Raw genomic sequence first — 18,231 nt, 5'->3', positions numbered from 1 at the left:
GGTTCAGGCTCCAACCATCGGGCGCTGGCCGAGCATGCGCGACAGGCCATCGGTGAACAGATTGAGGCCGATGACCAGCGACGCGAGGCCGAGGCCGGGGCCGAACACCGTTGCGGGCGAAGCAATCAGGAGATTGCGATTTTCACTGATCATCAGCCCCCATTCGGGCGTGGGCGGCCTGATGCCGAAGCCCAGGAAGCCGAGCGCCCCGATGAGGATGGGCGCATAGCTCAGGCGCAACGAGAACTCGACCAAGAGGACGTTCGCGGCGTTGGGGAGGATTTCGCGCAGGACGATCGACCACAGGCCCTCGCCGCGAAGCTGGGCTATGGCGACATATTCGCGCGTGGCGATCTCCATCGCCGCCGCTCTGGCGATGCGGGCGATGCGAGGCGTGTAGACCAGGCCGACCACGAAGACGATCAAGAGCGGGTTTCCCGACAGGGACGGACCTGCGGCAATGATGACGACGAGCGCCAGGGCCAGAAACGGGATGCTGATCATCGCCTCGACAAGGCGTTGTGCGATCTCGTCGAACCAGCCTCCGACATAGCCGGAAACCAGGCCCAGGATCGTGCCGGCGACCATGCCGAGGATTGTGCCGGCGCAGGCGAGGAAGAGCACGATGTGGGCGCCGTACATGAACCGGCTGAAGACATCGCGCCCGATCTGATCGACCCCCATCGGATGCAGCCAGGACATGCCCGATAAGGGCATGCCCGTCGCCATCTCGGCATAGCCGAAGGGCGTCCACAGGGCGCCGACACAGGCGAACAGCAAATGGGCGGCGAGGATCGCCGTGCCGACCCGGAAGGCGCCGGGCGTGTCGCGCCAGCTCCAGCCGCCGATGCGCAGCGTCCGGCGTCCCTGGCGGCTATCGAGCCTGATGAATGTCATGAAGCTGTCCTCAAGCGGGGTTGCAGGAGGGTGGCGCCGAGATCCGCAAGCAGATTTGCGGTGATGTAGACGGCCGCGCTGATCAGCACCGTCGCCTTGATCAGCGGGATGTCGCGCAGTTGCAGGGCGTCGATCAGAAGCGTGCCGAAGCCGGGATAGGAGAACACCCGCTCCACGATGACGACGCCGCCGATCAGAAAGCCGAGATTGAGCGCGGTAACGTTCAAGGCCGGCACGATCGCATTCGGCAGGGCGTGGCGCCAAAGCACGGCACGCGGCCGCAGGCCCTTCAGCTCCGCCAGGCGGACATAATCGGAGCGCAGTACCTCGATCAGGCTGTCGCGCAGGACCCGGATTGCATAGCTGGCCATCATGATGGCCAGCGTGACAGCCGGCAGAACCATGGCGCGCAGCGTGTCCGCCCAGCTGCTGGTCTCCGATATCGTCGACAAGGCCGGCAGGATCGGCAATGCCACCGCGAAAACGAAGAGCAGGATGGTTGCCAGCAAGAAGTCCGGCAAGGACAGCAGCAGCAAGGTGATCACGGAGATCACATTATCGGCGATGCCGCCTCGCCGGGTCGCCTGGACGATGGCCGGGATGATCGCGAGCACGACATAGATGGCGAATGCGAGCGAGGACAGCAGCAGCGTGTTGACGATGCGCGGGGCCAACACGTCTGCGATCGGCCTGCCGGTGGCGAGCGAAGTTCCGAGATTGCCGTGCAGGAGATCGGTGAGCCAGGTCAGGTACCGGCTCCAGGCCGGCTCATCGAGATGCAATTGCTGGCGCAGCACGTCGAGCGCCTTCTGGGTGGCATCGCGCCCGAGAATGCGCGTGGCGGCGTCTCCCGGCAGGGCCTCCAGGATGAGGAAGATCAGGAGAGACACCAGCAACAAGGTGAAGACCGACAAGCAGACCCTGGCCAAGACGAGGCGAAGAACCTTCATGGCAGCGCGCTCCCCTTTGCTTTCTGCGGCGCGGGCGTGACGGACGATGCCGGCAGGAAGGCTGAATCGGTGTGCAGGTCGCCCTCCCAAACATAGAGCAGCACCAGGGGCCTGTCGGCGGACAATGTCGCGTGGGGGAGCCAGGAGGGGTGGTGAATGATCTCGCCGGCCTGCCGCTGGACCCAGGGCGAGACTCCCGCTTGCCAGAACGAAGGGCCGGTCAGGGGATAGTAGATTTCGTCGGCCGGGTGGTGGTGGAGCGGGTAATGCGTTCGTGGGCCGAGGAACATCAAGCCGAAGGCAATCTCGCTGTCCGTCAGCAGCGTGGGAGGCCCGTTCTGCGGGCCGCAGATGACGGCATAGCCGTAATTATCCGCAAAGCTCGAGCTGGGCGGTGCGGCGAGATAGCTGGGACTGCGCGTAACGTGGACAAAGGGCAAGAGGTCAAGGAGGGCCCTTGCCAGCGGCGAGCGATCGCCTTCGGCCATCAGTTCGGCTTCGCAGGCGGCCTGGATCGGCGTGCGTGCCCCCGGGACGCTGCGGCTCGTCGCCAGCTCCTCTGCCAGGTTCCGCAGGCGAGCGGCATGGGCCGAGGCCACCGGATGTTGCGGCTGATCGAGGCCATCCGCGAAGCGGAGCATGAATGTCTTCAAACGATTAAGCGGCATGAGAAGGCCTTTCTCAGGAGCTGGCGGCTCCCGAGGCTGGGATTGGATCTGAAATGGCGTCGAAGAGCGGGGCTACTCGGTGCAGCTCAGTTCGGCATAGTCGATACGATTGACGTCGACATGGGGCGCGTAGCCGCTGCAGCCCTTGCGAAGCCCGGCCACAGCCGAGGTGAAGATCGGCAGGATCATGCCGCCCTCTTCGGCCACGATGCGCTGGGCGTCACGATAGAGCGCCGTGCGTTGCGACGGGTCGGCGGTTTGTCCGGCCTTTGCGACCAGGGCGTCGAAATCGGGCCGATACCAATGCGTCTCGTTCCACTCCGACTTGCTGTTTAGCGAGAGCGTCAGGGCTTCGGCCGGCGGGCGTGCGCTGGTGTAGGAGATCACGGCCGACTTCTTCCGCCAGATCGTGTCCCAATAGCCTTCGGCGGGCGCGGTGATGACATTGACCTTGATGYCGGCGGGCTTTGCCATCTGCGCGTAGACCTGGGCGAGAAGAAGCATGCCTGGATAGGAATCTGACGTATAGAGATCGAAGGTAATGCCGTTTGGATGGCCGGCTTCGGCGAGCAACGCCTTGGCTTTCGTCACGTCGGCCGCTTTGGGCGGCGTGGCAAGACCGAAGGGAGAGCTTGGCGGGATGGGCGTGTCGCCGCCGGTTTCGCCGTAACCCAGGAGCACGGTCTCGAGGATCTTCTGGCGATCCATCACCAGCTTCAGGGCCTGTCGAACGCGCAGATCGTTGAAGGGCGCGGTGTCCGTCCAAACCGCAAGATAGAGCGAGGTGGCGCCGGGGGTCGAAGCGAGCGAGACCGCGGGATTGTTTTTCAAGGTGATGAGACTGACCGGATCGACCGCCAGCGACAGGTCGACCGAGCCCGAAAGCAGGGCCGAAAGGCGCGAGGTCGATTCCAGGCTCGTGGTGATCTGCAGGCATTCGGCCTTGGGCAGCCCGGCCCGCCAATACTGGGCGTTGCGACGCATCACCCGCACCGGACCGTTGATGGAAAAGGTCTCCTGCCGGAAGGGGCCGGTGCCATTGCCCTTGATTTTCAGGTCCTCGCTCTTGGCGCCGTCCCGCACCATCAGGGCATATTTCGTGGCGATCAGCATCGGCAGTTCCACGACCGGCTGCTTGACCTTGAAGCGCACCGTGTGGGCATCGACCGCCGTGATGCCATCTGCATCCAGGAAGGCGAGCGTCGAAAATCCGCCAGGCGAAACGGCCGGGTCGAGCAGACGGCGATAGGAGTAGACCACGTCGGCCGCACCGAAATCCGAGCCGTCATGGAATTTGACGTCCGGCCTCAGATGGAAGGTCCATTCGGTGGCATCGGCGTTGGATTCCCAGGACTGGGCCAGGACCGGAATGGGCTCCATGGCATTGCTGCGGCCGACGAGGGGCTCGTAGACGGCGCGGATGTGATAGGCGCTGTCGGTGCCGATCAGCGCAGCCGGGTCCATGGTTTGCTTTTCGCCGTCGGATTCATAACCGAGCACACGAATGCATTTGCCCGCGGCAACCGCATTCCCCGCCGAAAACATGCTTGCTCCAAGCGTCAGCGCCAGGATGGAGCACTTTCCGAATTTCTTCGTCATCTGCGATCCCCTTTTTGTCATTTGCGTGAATGCTAATGAGCCGCGTCGGCGTCTTGCAAATGACAAGAATTTTCCGCTAGATGAATGAGATTCATGCGGCAGCGCCCAACGTGATCCGACGAACGCTCCCTCCCCTCGCCACTTTGCGCGTGTTCGAAGCGGCGGGCCGGCTGTGCAGTTTCAAGAATGCCGCACTGGAGCTGAACCTCACGCAATCCGCCATCAGCCACCAGATCGCGTCGCTCGAGCGCAATCTCGGCACCCAGCTCTTCATCAGGAAGCCGGGGCGGGTCGAATTGAGCCAGAAGGGGACATTGTATCTGTCCGTCATCCAGGACGCCCTGGATCGCATCTCCCTGACCACGGACCTCATCCGAGAGGCGCCGGCCAAGGGATCACTCACCGTGCAGGTCTATGTCACGGTCGCCGTTCGCTGGCTCATACCCAGGCTGCATCACTTCAACGAAGTCTCGCCGGAGGTGACAGTCAGCCTGAATGCCGGCCTTCTCGATTGGGATTTCAATCCCGATCATGCCGATGTCGGATTGGTTTATTCCCGCACACCCGAACGTGCGCGGGTGAGTTACACCTTGTTGAGAAAGGAACGGCTCGTCGCTGTTTGTTCGCAAACGATTGCTGAGGCGATCTCATCACCTCAGGACTTGTCGCATTTCCCCTTTTTGTCGATAGCCGGTGCGGCCGAGGATACAGCGATATGGGCTCAGAGCCTTGGCTTGCCCGCCCTGCTGCACAAGAGCGCGCCGCGCTACGACAGCACCCTGCTGGCGATCGAGGCAGCGATGAACGGCCAGGGCCTGGTGGTGGTTCCCCATTTCCTGGTCGAAGCGGACCTGCGCAGCGGCAATCTGACGATCCCCGTGCCGGCCGATGTGATGCAACCCGGCGGCTGGTATCTCGCGCATCTGCAAAGGCGCGGCAATGAAAGGCCAATTCGGGAGTTTCTGCGCTGGATTCAGTCCCAGTAGATTGCCATCCCCTAGGCTTTCGAGCGTAACAGTGATCGATTTTACAAAACAGATCTGCCGCCACGCCAGGTGACGGCAGAGAGTTTATCGAGCGATGTCGGGAAGGGCTCAATCTCGACGTTGCTGCCAGTCCTTCAAGAAGGATGCGGCCACCGCAACGTCGGGGGAGAGCGCACGGTCCTTATCGAGGAACGGCACTTTCTTGCGAAAGGCCTGCTTGAAAGTGGTCGTCGCGGCCGATAGCGGCCGGTCTTGATGCTCGGCCAGGCGCAGGTCCACAGCCTGGGCCGCCTGGATCAATTCGATGCCGAGAATTGCGAAGCTGTTGTCGATCTGCGCACGCACCCTGCTGACGACCAGGGGAGCATTCGTGCCGACATCCTCCACCCCGCCGGCGATGGGCCGCGAGTCGAATGAGGTGGGCTGCGCCAGCGCCCGGGTTTCCGTTGCAATCGCCATCAGCGGAGCTTCGACGACCAGGAAGGCATGCTGCGCCTCGCCGGCCGCGAGGTAGCGAGGCAGCTTGGAGTGCTGGGGGTTATTCAGCTTCAAGGTGCGCTCGGACGAAGCCGTCGCGTGATGAGCCAGGACGATGCCCAATTCCTCGAAGGAGATGACCCAGGGCAGCGGGTCGAAATTGGCGGTCGGCAGGACGGCGCCGCCCTCGACATAGCCGCGCTTGGCCTGCGGCAGATCCGAGCTCGGGCGTACCCCGAGCGCGACGCCCGGGTTGTCGTCGGAAGAGTTGATCTGGATCTGGAGGAGAGATTTGGTCCGCGCAATGCTGTCAGCCATGCTGCCGAACAGGTAGGGAGCCGTACGATAACTCAAAGGATCCTGGAGGATGCGCTTGTCGTCCTGTTGCCAGAGATAGCTGCCTGCCAGCAAGGTTCTGAGTTTTTTGGCTGCGCCGATATAGCTGGGAAAGGGCCTCAATGCGGCGACATCATCGAGCAGCGGCGAGATGTTCCCGTTCAGCCCCTCCAGGCTCAGCGCATAGACCATCTCGGAGCTTGCCATCATCTGCTCCGCATCATGGATCGCCAGCGCGCCAAGGCCGGCGGCATAGGCATTGGAACTGAGGATGGCCAAGCCATCCTTGCCGAAGGGCTTCAGCCGCTCGATCTTGGCCGCCTGCAAAGCCTCGGCGGCAGGCACGCGCTTGTCTTTGTAATCGACCTCCCCTTCACCCAGCATCGCCAATCCCACATGGCTGAGCAGGGTCATGTCCGCTTGTCCGACGGAGCCGCGCGAGGGCATGATCGGTGTGATCTGCTCGTTGAGAAATGCAAGCAGCATGTCGGCCACGCTCTTCTGCACGCCCGGGCCGCCGGTCAGGATGTTGTTGAGGCGCACCGCCATCGCTGCGCGGACAACATCCAGTTCGGTGTCCGGGCCGACACCGACGGAATGGGCGCGCAGCAACCCTTCGTTGAAGCGGCGCGACGCTTCCAGCAGCTCGGGCGTCAGCTCGCCCTTCGCATCCACCGTCTTGCGGTCCTTGTTCCAGCCGACGCCGACCGTAAGACCGTAGATGTCCTGCCCTTCCTTGGCGCCGAGCAGCAAAATATCGAACGCCTTCGAAACTCTTTGGAGGCTCTCGGAAGGAACGACGACCTTTTCTCCCCTCGCCACCCGCACGATCATCTCGGGCGTCGTATCGCGCCCCGTCAAGATTACATCAGCGTGCGCCGCGGATGCCAACAACATACAACTTCCGGCAATACACGATAGAAGGCTATATTTTGACATTTCTCTTCCCCATGATGTAGAGAAAGAGCTTGGTAATTTCGATATACGTTCGCAAATGATGAAAAATTACGTGCGCGTGAATCGTATTCATGCGCCGCGCATGCCGATGGCCGAAGGGCAAGCCGACCTCCGATCGACCATCGCCGCTTGTCCGGAATGACTTCCCGTTTCCGGGGAAGAACGGCACGGCCTAGCTGGCGGCCAGCTTCTCGAAGGCGATTCCGATCGAGGTACAGTCCTGCCACATCACCTGCGCAATGCGCTCGGGGCCCGTGAGGGCTGAGGTCAGACGAATCTGCCCTTCCAGCTCCAGGCCAGCCGGCACCCGCAGCTTGGCTCCCCCATCCGATATATCGCGGATGATGCAGCTGTAGATGACTCCGCTGCTCGTCTGAATCTTGGCCGTCTCCACCAACCGTCGACGTTCGGAGCGGCGCGTTTGGGATGTCGTCATGGGCGGGCTGATATCAAGCTGTTCGTTGTTCAAGGATGAACCGGTTCGTTTGCATTCGACCAGCGCTGCCTCATCCCGTCCTTATCCACAAGGGGTTCGGCGGCGGCGATCGATGATAGGACAACGCTACCAGCATCCCTTCCCCGCATAAAGCGGCAGCTCATGCCGGCGATGACAAACCGCATTTTCTGAAAGTGCGGCATGGCGTGGGCCGCCTGCGACAGCAAGATCGCAGCTCGCGGGATCGCAGGCTCATAGCTGGCAAGCAGGTCGAAGACACAGGTTGGTTCCTTTCGGCGAGGCTAGCCGAACCGGCCGAGTGGCGGAAGGATGCGGAGCAGTTCCTCCTGCCGGTCCTGCAAGCCAGGGGGAAAGACCAGCCGCGTTCCCAGATTCTCGCGCGTTTCGTCGATCAGAAGGCCGGGATTGTCCGTCGCGACTTCGATCAGCAGTCCGTCCGGGCCGCGAAAGTAAATCGAACGAAAGTAATGGCGGTCCTTGATCGGGCTGGTGTCGATTCCGAAGCGCTTCTTGAGCGCTGTCGCCATGCTAGCCAGGTCAGCCTCGTCCCTAGCCCGGAAGGCGACATGATGGATCGCTCCCGCTCCAAGTCTGGGGCGCTGCCGATCGTTCCGCCGATGGAGGCAGAACCAGCCGCCGGCATCCCCGTGCGCAGAGAACTCTATCCAATCGGCTTGGCGCCGCATTTCGGCGAACCCCAGAATCTCCGTGAGTATTCGCGTCATCAGCGCCGTCCCGCGCAGGCTCAGTGACACGCCGCGCAGCGCGCTGACTGCGAAAGGCGCTGGGATATCGGGCGGCGACCAGAGCGCTGCGGCAGCGGGCTCCGAAGCCACCAGCGCCAGCGGCGCGTGGTCGGGATCCTGGAAGCTCAGTTGAGCGGCTCCGCCTGGCGCCCGCTCGCGTCGGAATGAGACGCCGGACGCAATAAGCCGTCTCTCCCACCAAGCGACCGCCCCCGGAGCAATGGCGAAGGAAATGCGTTCGCCGCCGTCTGGCCGTTCGCTGGCCGCGGCCGCGCTCGACCACGAAAAGAACGAAAGGGCGCCGCCCGGTTCGCCATCCGCTTTGCCGTAGATGAGGTGATAGGCGCCGGGGTCCTCATGCGTCACCGTCCGCTTTACCAAGCGGAGGCCGAGTACCCGCGAATAGAAATCGAGGTTGCGCTCCGCATCCGTCGCGATCGCCGTGACATGATGCAATCCTCGCCCGGTCATGCCTGCGATCCTCCGCCAGAACGGTGTCGCTCCTCTGAAGCACGAGCCCGGTTGCGTCTTGATCTCTGATCCGTCGCCCGCATGGCGATCCGAAGGCACTTTCTGGTAGACGTCTTGGACAATGGCGCGGTCATTTGGACGGGAGCGTCGGAAACGCCCTCTGTTGGAAAATGCTAGCCTAAAACCGCCGAACGGCTCAATCGCATCGGCATTCCCGCGCGATGTCCGGCCCCATCGTGGGCCGCACCGGCCGCGGCAGCCTATGACGCCGCAGAGCCGGCGAGAATTTCTGCACGGTTTGGCCGGCTCGCGACTCCGACCCGCAGAATGCGGGATGACACGGGGTTTGCAAGACGCTAAGAACGCTTCGCTGCGACGCATCGGGTCTCGATCGCAAGACAGCATGCGGGCGTAGTTCAGTGGTAGAACGTCAGCTTCCCAAGCTGAATGTCGTCGGTTCGATCCCGATCGCCCGCTCCATCTTTTCAATGGTCAGGCCCATATCTCAGACATCTCGCGACGCGAGCGACGCCAGGCCCCGCCCGGCGGCAAGCGCGAGATGCGGGCGAACAGCGTCGCGACGCTGAACCTAGCCCGGCGCCGCCTGCCGTCGCTTCCACTCTGCATAGAGATCAGCCCCATCGCCGAGACGGACGGGCACGTGGCTGATCTTCATCGACTGCTCGGCGAATGGCTTCGCGAGATCGGCATAGATCGCGGCCGTCGAAAGCCCATAGGGCGCTCCGTCATCGTTCGAATAAGCGAAATAGACCTCGCCCACGCCGGCGAGCCGCATCGCGGCCATGCACATCGGGCAGGGATGACCGCTGGCGTAGACCACGCAGCCTGAGAGATTCGGCGATCCCAGCTTGCGGCTCGCGGCGCGCAACGCCGTCAGCTCGGCATGGGCGGTCGGATCGTTCGTCGCGACGATCTCGTTGACGCCCGTGGCTACCACCTCGCCGCCCTGCGCCACGACGGCACCGAAGGGCCGGCCACCCGTCTCCATATTGGCCTTGGCGAGTTCGATCGCCTCGCAGAGAAAGCGCTGGACCTCACTCATCATCGCCCCCTCACCGGGCGCCGGCGGCATGCAGAATCTGCTCGATCCTGGCATAACCGCGGCTACGTGCGTGCTGGAGCGGCGTGACGCCGTCGCGATCTGCGAGGTTCGCGTTCGCCCCGGCCGCGATCAGATCCGCAACAATCTGCTGATGCGCCTGCCCGCCATCGCTGGGGATGATCGCCTCGAGCAGCCCGGTCCAGCCGAGATTGTTGACGTGGTCGACGTCGACACCCGCGGCGATGAGGGTGCGAACGGTCTCGACATGGCCGCGCTCGCAAGCCGGGATCAGGGCCGTGCCACCGTAGCGGTTGGTGCTCCTGAGGTCCGCGCCATGCGCCAGCGTCAGCTTCAGGATGGCGAGATGGCCGCGAGCTCCCGCATAGAGATAAGGGCTGTCGTTGATCGCGTCCTTGGCGTTCACATTCGCCCCGGCCTCGATCAGCACTTTGGCCGCGTCGGCATGGTTCTCATGCGTCGCGACCAGCAATGCGGTGCGCCCACGCGCATCGCGCGCGTCGATGGCAGCGCCTCCGGCAACAAGGCGCTTGATCGCGGCGGTATCGTCGCGGGCGGCGGCGGCGTGAAGGCTCGTATCTGTCATGGTCTGTCCGAAGGCGATCCGCGGGCAGAACGCCAGCAGGAGAAGCATGAAGGCAATGATTGGCGACGATCTGGACAAGCGGTGATCTCCTTGCCGTGCCGGGCATCGCGCTCTACGACGCGCACCTCTCCGAAGCCGATCTCGACGCAGATTGCAGCCTGCTTCAGATAGAAACCAGGCCGCCCATCCGGAAATTAATTATGCGGATACTGCCCAGTGGTTCTTCGAATGGATGTCCGAAGAGTCAGGCACGACGCGCCGGGACCATGATCGCCCCCGAGGCCGCGATCACCAGTGCCAGGCCGAACCAATCTGTCGCCGTCGGTCGCTCGCCCAGCAGCAGCACCGAGCCGAGCACGCCGACCGCCGGTACCATCAGCGTGCCCAGGCTCGCGATGCCGGCCGGCAGGCGCGCCACCACCGTGAACCAGAGGAAATAGGCGAGCGCCTGGGCGCCGATGATGTGGAAGCTCAACGCCGTCAGCACGCGCGGCGACAGCAGCTTCGGCACGGGCAGGCCTTCGAAGACGAGCATGCCGATGCCGGCGACGCAGCCGCCGATCAGCAATTGCCAGGCGGCAATCGCGAGCGCCGGGGCCGAGACCGGCCAGCGCTTGGTCACGATCGTGCCCAAAGCCCAGCTCACCGCAGCGCAGAGCGCCAGCATCAGGCCGAAAGAGAGCTGTCCGGCGAGGATCAGCGGCAGGCCGAGGCAGATCAGGCCGGCGATACCCAGCGCAAGCCCCGCCAGGCGCCGACCGTCGAAAGCCTCACCCAGCACGAAGCGCGCGAGCAGCGTTGCCCAGATCGGCATGGTGAAGGTCAGGATGGCGGCGCGCGAGGTCGGCGCGGCGAGCTGCGCGAAGGCGAGCAGCACATTGAAGGCGGCGATCGAGAGGAAACCGGCGACGACCAGCCGCGGCCACTGCGCGCGGGGCACTGCGAGCGGGACACCGCGCACCAGCGCAACCGCGACGAGGACAAGCCCGGCGAAGCTCATGCCGGCAGCGCGCAAGGTCCAGGGCGCGATCTCGGTCAGCGAGATCCGCACGGCCGGCCAGTTGAAGCCCCAGAGAAGCCCAAGCAGCGGAACGAGCAGCAGTGCCCGGCCGGATCGTCCCGCGTCCTCTCGGACGCGCGACGATCCCGTTTCTTGCTTCAGCATCGGATACTCCGAAAGCCGGTTCCCACTTTTCGGTCCGATGCTCGGGCCGCACTCACCCCTCGATGCTTTCGAGCCCGCACCATTCGGCGACGAAGAGCGCCATGGCGCCGGTGATGCGCTTCACGGAGGCAAGGCTGACGCGCTCGTCGAAGGCGTGGATATTCTCGCCCATCGGGCCGTAGCAGAGCGCCGGAATCTTGTCGTAAAGCGCGTGCACGCGGGTATCGAGATAGGCGGCCGTCATGAAGCTCTTCAGCGGCTTGCCCAGCGCCGCCTCATGGGCGCAGGCGAGCACGGCCTCGGCCTCGCTGCCGGGCTCCAGCACATAGCCCTCGGCCCAGAAGCCGTTGAAGGTGACCTTCGGCGGATTGTTCGCGAGGAAGGAATCGCCGCGCGCGGCGTCGCGGATGCAATCCTCGATGCGCTGCGCCGTCTCCTTGGCGGTGACGCCGGGATAGAGGCCGACGCGGCAATCGACCCGGCACCAGCACGGCACCGAAGAGGCCCAGTCGCCGCCCTCGATCTTGCCGATATTCAGGTTGATGGGATGCGGATCATCCTCGAAATGCTCGCGGCCGGCCTTCTCGATATTGAACTGTTCCTCGAGCTTGCGCAAAGCCGCGACGACACGATAGGCGGCATCGATCGCGTTGGCGCCGGTGCCCATCTCGCGGACATGGGCGGGGATGCCGCGCACCTCGAACTGGAACCAGAGCACGCCGGCATTGGCGCGCGCCAGCATCTCATATTCCGGCTCGGGAATCAGCGCGGCCTCGGCGCGATAGCCGCGCAGATGCGTCATCAGCGCGCCGTTGCCGGTCGATTCCTCCTCCACGACGGATTCGACATAGACCGTCGCCGCGGGCTGCATGCCGATGCGGCGGAGCGCATCGAGGCAGAAGAGATTGGCGGCGGCGCCCGCCTTCATGTCGGCGCTGCCGCGGCCGTACATCCAGTCGCCCTCGATCACGGGGTCGAAGGGCGCGTGCTTCCATTGATCGGCGGGACCGGCCGGGACGACGTCGACATGGGCCTGGAGGATCAGCGAGCGGCCCTTCTCCTCGCGCGGGTGATGGATGCCGACGACGATCGGCGCATCGGAATGCGTGTCGGAGAAGGGCGCACCGCCGGGATGGGCCGCGATCGCCTCCTTGTCCATGGCGAAACGGTCCATGGTGAAGCCGCGCTGCTTCATCGCGCGGAAGATGAAGTCCTGGACCGTATGCTCCTGCCCGCGTGTCGAAGCGAAGCGGACCAGTTCCTGCGTATAGGCGACCTGCTCGTCGAAGCCCGCCTCGACGGCGGCGAGGATCTTGTCACGCAAGGCGGGATCGAGAGGCATGGGTATTCCTATCCAGCGTCATGCTCGGGTGACCCGAGCATCTCGGAAACCAGTGTCATCTCGTTACGAGATTCTCGGGTCTGCGCTTCGCTCGCCCGAGAATGACGGCGAGAACACCATTAGTGCCCGAAGCGCGCGCCGCCCGGCACTGCCGCCAACAGCTGCCGCGTATACTCGTGCCGCGGGGCGGTGAAGATCGCGGCTGTCGGCCCGCTTTCGACAATCCGTCCGCGCTGCATCACGGCGATGCGGTCGCAGATTTGCGCGGCGACGCGCAGGTCGTGCGTGACGAAGAGGATGGCGAGGCCGAGCCGGCTCTGGATGTCCTTGATCAGCTTGAGGATCTGCGCCTGCACGGAGACGTCGAGCGCGGAGACAGCCTCGTCCGCGACCAGTACGTCCGGTTCGAGCGCCAGAGCCCTGGCGATGCCGACGCGCTGGCGCTGGCCGCCCGAGAATTCATGCGGATAGCGGTCGATGGCGTTGGCGGAGAGACCGACAAGCTCCAGCAATTCCTTCGCCCGCGCTAAGGCCTCCTTGCGGGGCGTGCCATGGGCGACCGGGCCGTCCGAGATGATGCGGCCGACGGTCTGGCGCGGATTGAGCGAGGCGAAGGGGTCCTGGAAGACCATCTGGATGCGCTTGCGCTGGCGGCGCAATTCGGCCGGCTTCAGCTCGGAGAGCACGAGGTCTCCCAGAGCGATGCGGCCGCGGTCGGGCTCGATCAGGCGCAGGCAGCAGCGCCCGACCGTCGACTTGCCCGAGCCGGATTCGCCGACGAGGCCGAGCGTCTCCCCGCGGACGAGCGCGAAGGAGATGTCGTCGGCCGCCTTGACCTCGCGCGCGACGCCGAAGAGCGAGCGCTTGCGATAGGTCTTGCCGAGCCCCTCGACACTGATGACCGGAGCAGTGTCCGGCAGCGGCGGCAGCACGGCCGGCGTCAGCGACGGCACGGCGGCAAGCAGCTTCTGCGTATAGGGATGGCGCGGAGAGCCGAGCACCTGATCGGCCGTGCCCTCCTCGACCAGCACGCCCTTCTCCAGCACGGCGATGCGGTCGGCGATCTCGGCGACCACGCCCATGTCATGGGTGATGAAGAGCACGGCCGTGCCGTGGCGATGGCGCAGATTGTCGATGAGCTTGAGGATCTGCGCCTGCGTGGTGACGTCGAGAGCGGTTGTCGGCTCGTCGGCGATCAGGAGCTTCGGTTCGAGCGCGAGTGCCATCGCGATCATCACGCGCTGACGCTGGCCGCCCGAAAGCTCATGCGGATAGGCCTTGGCGAGGCGCGGCGGATCGGGCAGGCCGACTTCGGTCAGCAGATCGATGGCGCGGGTCCGACGCGTTGCCCTGTCGTGGAGACCATGAGCCTCGAAAGTCTCGACGATCTGGTCGGAGATGCGCATGACCGGATTGAGCGAGGTCATTGGCTCCTGGAAGATCATGCCGACCTCGCGGCCACGCACATCCTGCATGGCTTGTTCGTCGAGGGCGAGGATGTCGCGACCGGCGAGCCTGATCGCGCCAGCAACCGGCTTCACCGCCTTGGGCAGCAGGCCCATCACGGCATGGGCGATCATCGACTTGCCCGAGCCGGATTCGCCGACGACGCAGAGCGTCTCGCCGGGCTGGATGGCGAGCGTGACCTTTTCGACCGCGTTGGCGCGGTCTGCCATCGCCGGTAATGCCAGCGTAAGGCCTTCGATGGAGAGCGCGGGAGCGGTCATTCGCGCCATCATTCCCGCCCCCTGGCCAGACGCGGGTTCAGGGCATCGTTCAGCCCCTCGCCGGCGAGGTTGAGGGCGAGCACGGTTAGGAAGATCGCGAAGCCCGGGAAGAACGAAATCCACCAGGCGTCGAGCAGGCGCGTGCGGCCGGCGCCGACCATGTAGCCCCAGCTCATCAGGTTGGGATCGCCCAGGCCAAGGAAGGAGAGCGAGGATTCCAGCAGGATCGCCGAGCCGATCATCAGCGAGCCCATGACGATGATCGGCGCGATGGTGTTGGGCAGGACCTGACTGAAGATGATCCGCGGCGTCGACTGGCCGATGGTGACGGCGGCCTGAACATATTCGCGACTTCGCAGCGAGAGCACCTCGCCGCGCACCAGCCGCGCCACGGGCGGCCAACTGACCACCCCGATCGCGAGCACGATCGAACCGAGCTGCGGCTGCAGGATCGCCACCAGCACGATGGCGAGCGCGAAGGAGGGAATGGTCTGGAAGAATTCGGTGAAGCGCATCAGCGCGTCATCGACGAAGCCACCGGCATAGCCCGCCATCGCGCCAAGCGGCACGCCGATCACCAGCGCGACCAGCGTCGAGACCACGCCGATCATCAGCGAGACGCGTGCGCCATGGACGAGGCCGGAGGCAAGGTTGCGGCCGAGCGTGTCGGTGCCGAGCGGGAAGCGCTCGTTGACGAAGGGCGCGAGGAAGGGCCGCGCCACCGGGCGCCAGGGCGATTGCGGATAGAGCGTCGGCGCCAGGATCGCGAAGGCGACGACGGCGAGCAGGATGAGGATGCCGATGACGGCGCCGCGATTGCGGGCGAAGCGCTTGAGGAAGTTCAAGAAAGCGCCTCCGACATTACGATGCACTCGACGTCATGCTCGCCCTTGTGGCGAGCATCCACGTCTTGAACACGGCCTTCGACCAGCGAAGACGTGGATGGTCGGGACAAGCCCGACCATGACGGAAAGGGCCTGTTCATGCGTGCGCCTCGATGCGCGGATCGACGATCCGGTAGACCAGATCGGTCGCGATATTGAAGCAGACGACCATCGCCGAGGAGATGAAGAAGACGCCGAGCAGGACGGAATAGTCGCGCTGGACCAGCGCATCGAACATCAGCCGGCCGATACCGGGCCAGGCGAAGACGGTCTCGGTCAGCACCGCGCCACCGACGAGCTGACCCGCCTGCAGGCCGGCCAGCGTCACCACCGGCAGGATCGCGTTGCGGGCGACGTGCCGGCGCCAGACTGTGGACTGCGAGACGCCCTTGGCGCGCGCCGTCTTGACGAAATCGGCACCCGCGACCTCCAGCATCGAGGCGCGCATCATTCGGGCGTAGAGTGCTGTGAAGAACAGGCCGAGCGTCAGCGAGGGCAGGATGAGGTGCTGGGCGATGTCGAGCGCCCGCGCCAGACCGGTATAGTTCGCGCCGATCGTCTCGTAGCCGACATTGGGGACGAGCCCCAGCTTCAGCGCGAAGACGATCTGGCTCATCAGCGCGACCCAGAACAGCGGCGTGGCATAGAACATCAGCGCCAACGTGGTGATCAGGCTGTCCGACCATTTGCCGGCCCGGCGCGCGGCGAGCGCGCCCATCGCGGTGCCAACGACGAGCGAGACGAGGAAGGCCGCGCCGGTCAAAAGCAGGGTCGCCGGCAGGCGCTCCATGATCAGGCTCAGCACTGGCTGCTGCTGGCGGTAGCTGAATCCGAGATCGAAGGTCAGATAGCCCTTCAAATAGATCCAGAGCTGCATCAGGAAGGGCTGGTCGAGGCCGAAACGTGCGCGCAACTGCTCAAGCAATTGCGCGTCGGCGGCGCCGGCCTCGCCGGCAAGCACCTGCGCGGGGTCGCCGGGCGCGGCGCGGATCAGCAGGAAATTCAGCACGGCGATGGCGAAGAGGACGATGATCCCCTTCACGAGCCGGCCGGCGAGGAATTGCGCGAGGTTCATTCAATCCTGTTCCCGATGGCAGCAGCTCCCCGTCATGCTCGCCCTTGTGGCGAGCATCCACGTCTGGAACACCGTCCCCGACGACTGAAGACGTGGATGGTCGGGACAAGCCCGACCATGACGAGAAGCGCGCAGGCGCCTGTTCGTGAAGGGCCGGCGAGCTGCCCTCACTCCTTCCAGGCGTCGCGGAAGCCGTCGTCGACGCCGATGCCGGTGGTGACGAGATTCTTGACGTTGCAGCGGTAGATGGTCGGGAAGTCCATCTCCAGCAGCCAGAGCACCGGCAGCTCGTCGGCCAGGATCTTCTGGATCTTGGTGTAGAGTTCCTGGCGCTCCTTGTCGGTCGGCGCGATCGCCGCGTCGGCGAAGAGCTTGTCGACCTCCGGATTGGAGTAGCCGCCGACATTGGCGAAGGGATTGCCCTTGGCGATGTTGGCCGTGATGTAGGAACGGGCGACGCCCATGGCGGGATCGCCGAGCTGGTAGAGGAAGTTGAAGTTCAGGTCGAAATCCCAGTTCGACGCCTTCTGCGTCCAGCCGGGCACGTCGGTGTTCTCGATCTGAACCTTGACGCCGACATCCTCGAGGTTCTGCTTGATCGCCTCGGACCAGCGGCTCCAGGTCTCGCCATAAGGCAGGTTCAGGAGCTTGATGGTCTCCCCCTTGTAGCCGGAGGCCTTGATCAGCTCCTTCGCCTTGGCGGGGTCATAGGTGTATTTCGGCACGTCGGACGAATAGAACTTGGTCTTGGACGAGATCGGCCCGGTCGGCAGCTTGCCGAGGCCGCCCCAGACCACGTCCTTCCCGAATTCGCGGTCGATCGCGTACATCAGCCCCTGGCGGAATTGCTTGTTGCCGAGGATGCCGTTGCGCACGTTCGGCGTGATCCAGGCATGGGGGGCGAACATCTCCCAGCCCTTGGTGGTCACGCAGGTATTGGGCAGCTTCGACAAACGCGCGACGTCGTAGACATCGACCGAGCCGCCGGTCAGCACGTCGACCTTGCCTGTCTCATAGGCAACGGCGCGGGCGGCTGCATCGGGAATGATCTGCCAGTAGATCTCGTCGAGGTTCGGCTTGCCCTTCAGCCAGTAGTCCTCGTTCTTGACGAGGTGGATATAGGAGCCCTTCTTCCACTCCTTGAGCTTGAAGGGGCCGGTGCCGATCGGCGTGTTGTTGGCGGGGTTCGCGCGATAATCCGTACCGTCATAGATGTGCTTGGGGATCATCGGCGCGGAGGCGACCTCCTGCGTCATGATCATCGGGCCGAAAGGCTGCTTCAGCGTGATCTTGACCGTGAGGTCGTCCACCTTCTCGATCTTCTCGACCTGCGCATTGACGATCGGGCGCCAGCGCGGGTGCACTTCGCGCAGGAACTTGTCGAGGGTGAAGACGACGTCGTCGGCCGTGAACGGCTTGCCGTCGTGCCATTTCACGCCTTCCTGCAAGTGGAAGATGTAGGTCTTCGCGTCCGGCGAGATTTCCCAGCTCTTGGCGAGCGAGGGCTGCGGCTCGAGCTTCTCGTTATAGCGCAGCAGCGACTCGTAGATATTGCCGGCGACCATGTTGGTCGGGCCGTTCTGGTTGAGGCCCTGCATCAGCATCGGCGGCTCGGGCTGGACCACGACATGGACCGTACCGCCCTTCTTCGGCTCCTGCGCCTGCGCCGCCCCTAGCGCGAGGACCGACGCCGCAAGCGCCAAGCCGAACCGCCATCCCGTCATCCTGGCCTTCATTTGCTGTTCCCCTGCCTCGTACCGAGATCGTATCGTTTGAATCGGGCCGCGCGGACCGGATCGGTGCCATCGCACCCGATCACGTCGCTCT

Annotated in this window: 16 protein-coding genes and 1 tRNA gene; 2 read left to right on the top strand and 15 right to left on the bottom strand. The window is 64.4% G+C overall.

Annotated elements, in window-relative coordinates; translation table 11 throughout:
* Positions 1-3 precede the first annotated feature (3 nt).
* The 4 genes from AC1DE3_RS23035 to AC1DE3_RS23020 all read right to left on the bottom strand — a co-directional run bounded on the left by AC1DE3_RS23035 (position 4) and on the right by AC1DE3_RS23020 (position 4,114).
* Entirely contained in the window at positions 4-897 is an 894-nt protein-coding gene (locus AC1DE3_RS23035) for an ABC transporter permease (RefSeq protein ID WP_441513664.1), read from the bottom strand.
* Entirely contained in the window at positions 894-1,847 is a 954-nt protein-coding gene (locus AC1DE3_RS23030) for an ABC transporter permease (RefSeq protein ID WP_476852801.1), read from the bottom strand. The genes AC1DE3_RS23035 and AC1DE3_RS23030 overlap by 4 nt, the downstream gene beginning before the upstream one ends.
* The gene (locus AC1DE3_RS23025; RefSeq protein WP_441513662.1) at positions 1,844-2,488 is read right to left on the bottom strand and encodes a dimethylsulfonioproprionate lyase family protein; all 645 of its coding nucleotides are present in this window, start codon (positions 2,486-2,488) and stop codon (positions 1,844-1,846) included. Before AC1DE3_RS23025 ends, AC1DE3_RS23030 begins: the two co-directional genes overlap by 4 nt.
* Before the next feature lie 99 nt (positions 2,489-2,587).
* Positions 2,588-4,114 carry an ABC transporter substrate-binding protein gene (locus AC1DE3_RS23020; RefSeq protein WP_476852800.1) on the bottom strand — a complete coding sequence of 509 codons (1,527 nt, stop codon included), beginning with the start codon at positions 4,112-4,114 and terminating at the stop codon, positions 2,588-2,590.
* Positions 4,115-4,194: 80 nt separating this feature from the next.
* Here AC1DE3_RS23020 and AC1DE3_RS23015 point away from each other — a divergent pair, with 80 nt between their 5' ends.
* Positions 4,195-5,100: a LysR substrate-binding domain-containing protein gene (locus AC1DE3_RS23015; RefSeq protein WP_441513660.1), complete on the top strand. Its 906-nt coding sequence runs from the start codon at positions 4,195-4,197 to the stop codon at positions 5,098-5,100.
* Positions 5,101-5,208: 108 nt separating this feature from the next.
* Here the strand turns inward: AC1DE3_RS23015 and AC1DE3_RS23010 are convergent, their stop codons facing one another.
* The 3 genes from AC1DE3_RS23010 to AC1DE3_RS23000 all read right to left on the bottom strand — a co-directional run bounded on the left by AC1DE3_RS23010 (position 5,209) and on the right by AC1DE3_RS23000 (position 8,544).
* Complete coding sequence (locus tag AC1DE3_RS23010) at positions 5,209-6,852, bottom strand: HAL/PAL/TAL family ammonia-lyase (protein WP_476780898.1); 1,644 nt, start codon at positions 6,850-6,852, stop codon at positions 5,209-5,211.
* 190 nt (positions 6,853-7,042) lie between these two features.
* Complete coding sequence (locus AC1DE3_RS23005; RefSeq protein ID WP_441513659.1) at positions 7,043-7,339, bottom strand: PilZ domain-containing protein; 297 nt, start codon at positions 7,337-7,339, stop codon at positions 7,043-7,045.
* Positions 7,340-7,608: 269 nt separating this feature from the next.
* On the bottom strand, positions 7,609-8,544 hold the full coding sequence (locus AC1DE3_RS23000) for a VOC family protein (RefSeq protein ID WP_441513658.1): 936 nt from the start codon (positions 8,542-8,544) through the stop codon (positions 7,609-7,611).
* A 405-nt stretch (positions 8,545-8,949) separates the two neighbouring features.
* Between AC1DE3_RS23000 and AC1DE3_RS22995 the strand changes: the two genes are divergently transcribed.
* Positions 8,950-9,024: transfer RNA gene (locus AC1DE3_RS22995), tRNA-Gly, on the top strand.
* Between the two features lie 109 nt (positions 9,025-9,133).
* Here AC1DE3_RS22995 and AC1DE3_RS22990 read toward each other — a convergent pair.
* The 8 genes from AC1DE3_RS22990 to AC1DE3_RS22955 all read right to left on the bottom strand — a co-directional run bounded on the left by AC1DE3_RS22990 (position 9,134) and on the right by AC1DE3_RS22955 (position 18,140).
* Positions 9,134-9,607 (bottom strand): nucleoside deaminase, encoded by a 474-nt coding sequence (locus AC1DE3_RS22990; RefSeq protein WP_441513713.1) that lies wholly within the window; start codon positions 9,605-9,607, stop codon positions 9,134-9,136.
* 10 nt (positions 9,608-9,617) lie between these two features.
* Complete coding sequence (locus AC1DE3_RS22985; RefSeq protein WP_441513657.1) at positions 9,618-10,211, bottom strand: ankyrin repeat domain-containing protein; 594 nt, start codon at positions 10,209-10,211, stop codon at positions 9,618-9,620.
* A 244-nt stretch (positions 10,212-10,455) separates the two neighbouring features.
* Positions 10,456-11,376, bottom strand: coding sequence for a DMT family transporter (locus AC1DE3_RS22980; RefSeq protein ID WP_476780897.1), 921 nt, complete (start codon positions 11,374-11,376; stop codon positions 10,456-10,458).
* A gap of 52 nt (positions 11,377-11,428) precedes the next feature.
* Positions 11,429-12,718 carry an ArgE/DapE family deacylase gene (locus AC1DE3_RS22975; RefSeq protein WP_441513655.1) on the bottom strand — a complete coding sequence of 430 codons (1,290 nt, stop codon included), beginning with the start codon at positions 12,716-12,718 and terminating at the stop codon, positions 11,429-11,431.
* A 119-nt stretch (positions 12,719-12,837) separates the two neighbouring features.
* Positions 12,838-14,445, bottom strand: coding sequence for an ABC transporter ATP-binding protein (locus AC1DE3_RS22970; protein ID WP_441513654.1), 1,608 nt, complete (start codon positions 14,443-14,445; stop codon positions 12,838-12,840).
* A gap of 8 nt (positions 14,446-14,453) precedes the next feature.
* Complete coding sequence (locus tag AC1DE3_RS22965) at positions 14,454-15,290, bottom strand: ABC transporter permease (RefSeq protein ID WP_441513653.1); 837 nt, start codon at positions 15,288-15,290, stop codon at positions 14,454-14,456.
* Positions 15,291-15,426: 136 nt separating this feature from the next.
* Positions 15,427-16,404 carry an ABC transporter permease gene (locus tag AC1DE3_RS22960; protein WP_441513652.1) on the bottom strand — a complete coding sequence of 326 codons (978 nt, stop codon included), beginning with the start codon at positions 16,402-16,404 and terminating at the stop codon, positions 15,427-15,429.
* A 167-nt stretch (positions 16,405-16,571) separates the two neighbouring features.
* Positions 16,572-18,140 (bottom strand): ABC transporter substrate-binding protein, encoded by a 1,569-nt coding sequence (locus tag AC1DE3_RS22955; RefSeq protein ID WP_476852799.1) that lies wholly within the window; start codon positions 18,138-18,140, stop codon positions 16,572-16,574.
* Between the last annotated feature and the right edge of the window lie 91 nt (positions 18,141-18,231).

Source organism: Allobosea sp. 10L417 (assembly GCF_056395485.1).
Note: the sequence above shows the minus strand (reverse complement) of the source record. Positions and strands in the feature narration are given on the sequence as shown.

Coding starts and splice junctions, on each gene's coding strand:
- AC1DE3_RS22960 (WP_441513652.1), bottom strand. CDS start 16,404: ATGAACCTCGCGCAATTCCTCGCCGGCCGGCTCGTGAAGGGGATCATC.
- AC1DE3_RS23025 (WP_441513662.1), bottom strand. CDS start 2,488: ATGCTCCGCTTCGCGGATGGCCTCGATCAGCCGCAACATCCGGTGGCC.
- AC1DE3_RS23035 (WP_441513664.1), bottom strand. CDS start 897: ATGACATTCATCAGGCTCGATAGCCGCCAGGGACGCCGGACGCTGCGC.
- AC1DE3_RS22980 (WP_476780897.1), bottom strand. CDS start 11,376: ATGCTGAAGCAAGAAACGGGATCGTCGCGCGTCCGAGAGGACGCGGGA.
- AC1DE3_RS23030 (WP_476852801.1), bottom strand. CDS start 1,847: ATGAAGGTTCTTCGCCTCGTCTTGGCCAGGGTCTGCTTGTCGGTCTTC.
- AC1DE3_RS22975 (WP_441513655.1), bottom strand. CDS start 12,718: ATGCCTCTCGATCCCGCCTTGCGTGACAAGATCCTCGCCGCCGTCGAG.
- AC1DE3_RS22985 (WP_441513657.1), bottom strand. CDS start 10,211: ATGACAGATACGAGCCTTCACGCCGCCGCCGCCCGCGACGATACCGCC.
- AC1DE3_RS22970 (WP_441513654.1), bottom strand. CDS start 14,445: ATGACCGCTCCCGCGCTCTCCATCGAAGGCCTTACGCTGGCATTACCG.
- AC1DE3_RS23000 (WP_441513658.1), bottom strand. CDS start 8,544: ATGACCGGGCGAGGATTGCATCATGTCACGGCGATCGCGACGGATGCG.
- AC1DE3_RS22990 (WP_441513713.1), bottom strand. CDS start 9,607: ATGAGTGAGGTCCAGCGCTTTCTCTGCGAGGCGATCGAACTCGCCAAG.
- AC1DE3_RS22955 (WP_476852799.1), bottom strand. CDS start 18,140: ATGAAGGCCAGGATGACGGGATGGCGGTTCGGCTTGGCGCTTGCGGCG.
- AC1DE3_RS23010 (WP_476780898.1), bottom strand. CDS start 6,852: ATGTCAAAATATAGCCTTCTATCGTGTATTGCCGGAAGTTGTATGTTG.
- AC1DE3_RS23015 (WP_441513660.1), top strand. CDS start 4,195: ATGAATGAGATTCATGCGGCAGCGCCCAACGTGATCCGACGAACGCTC.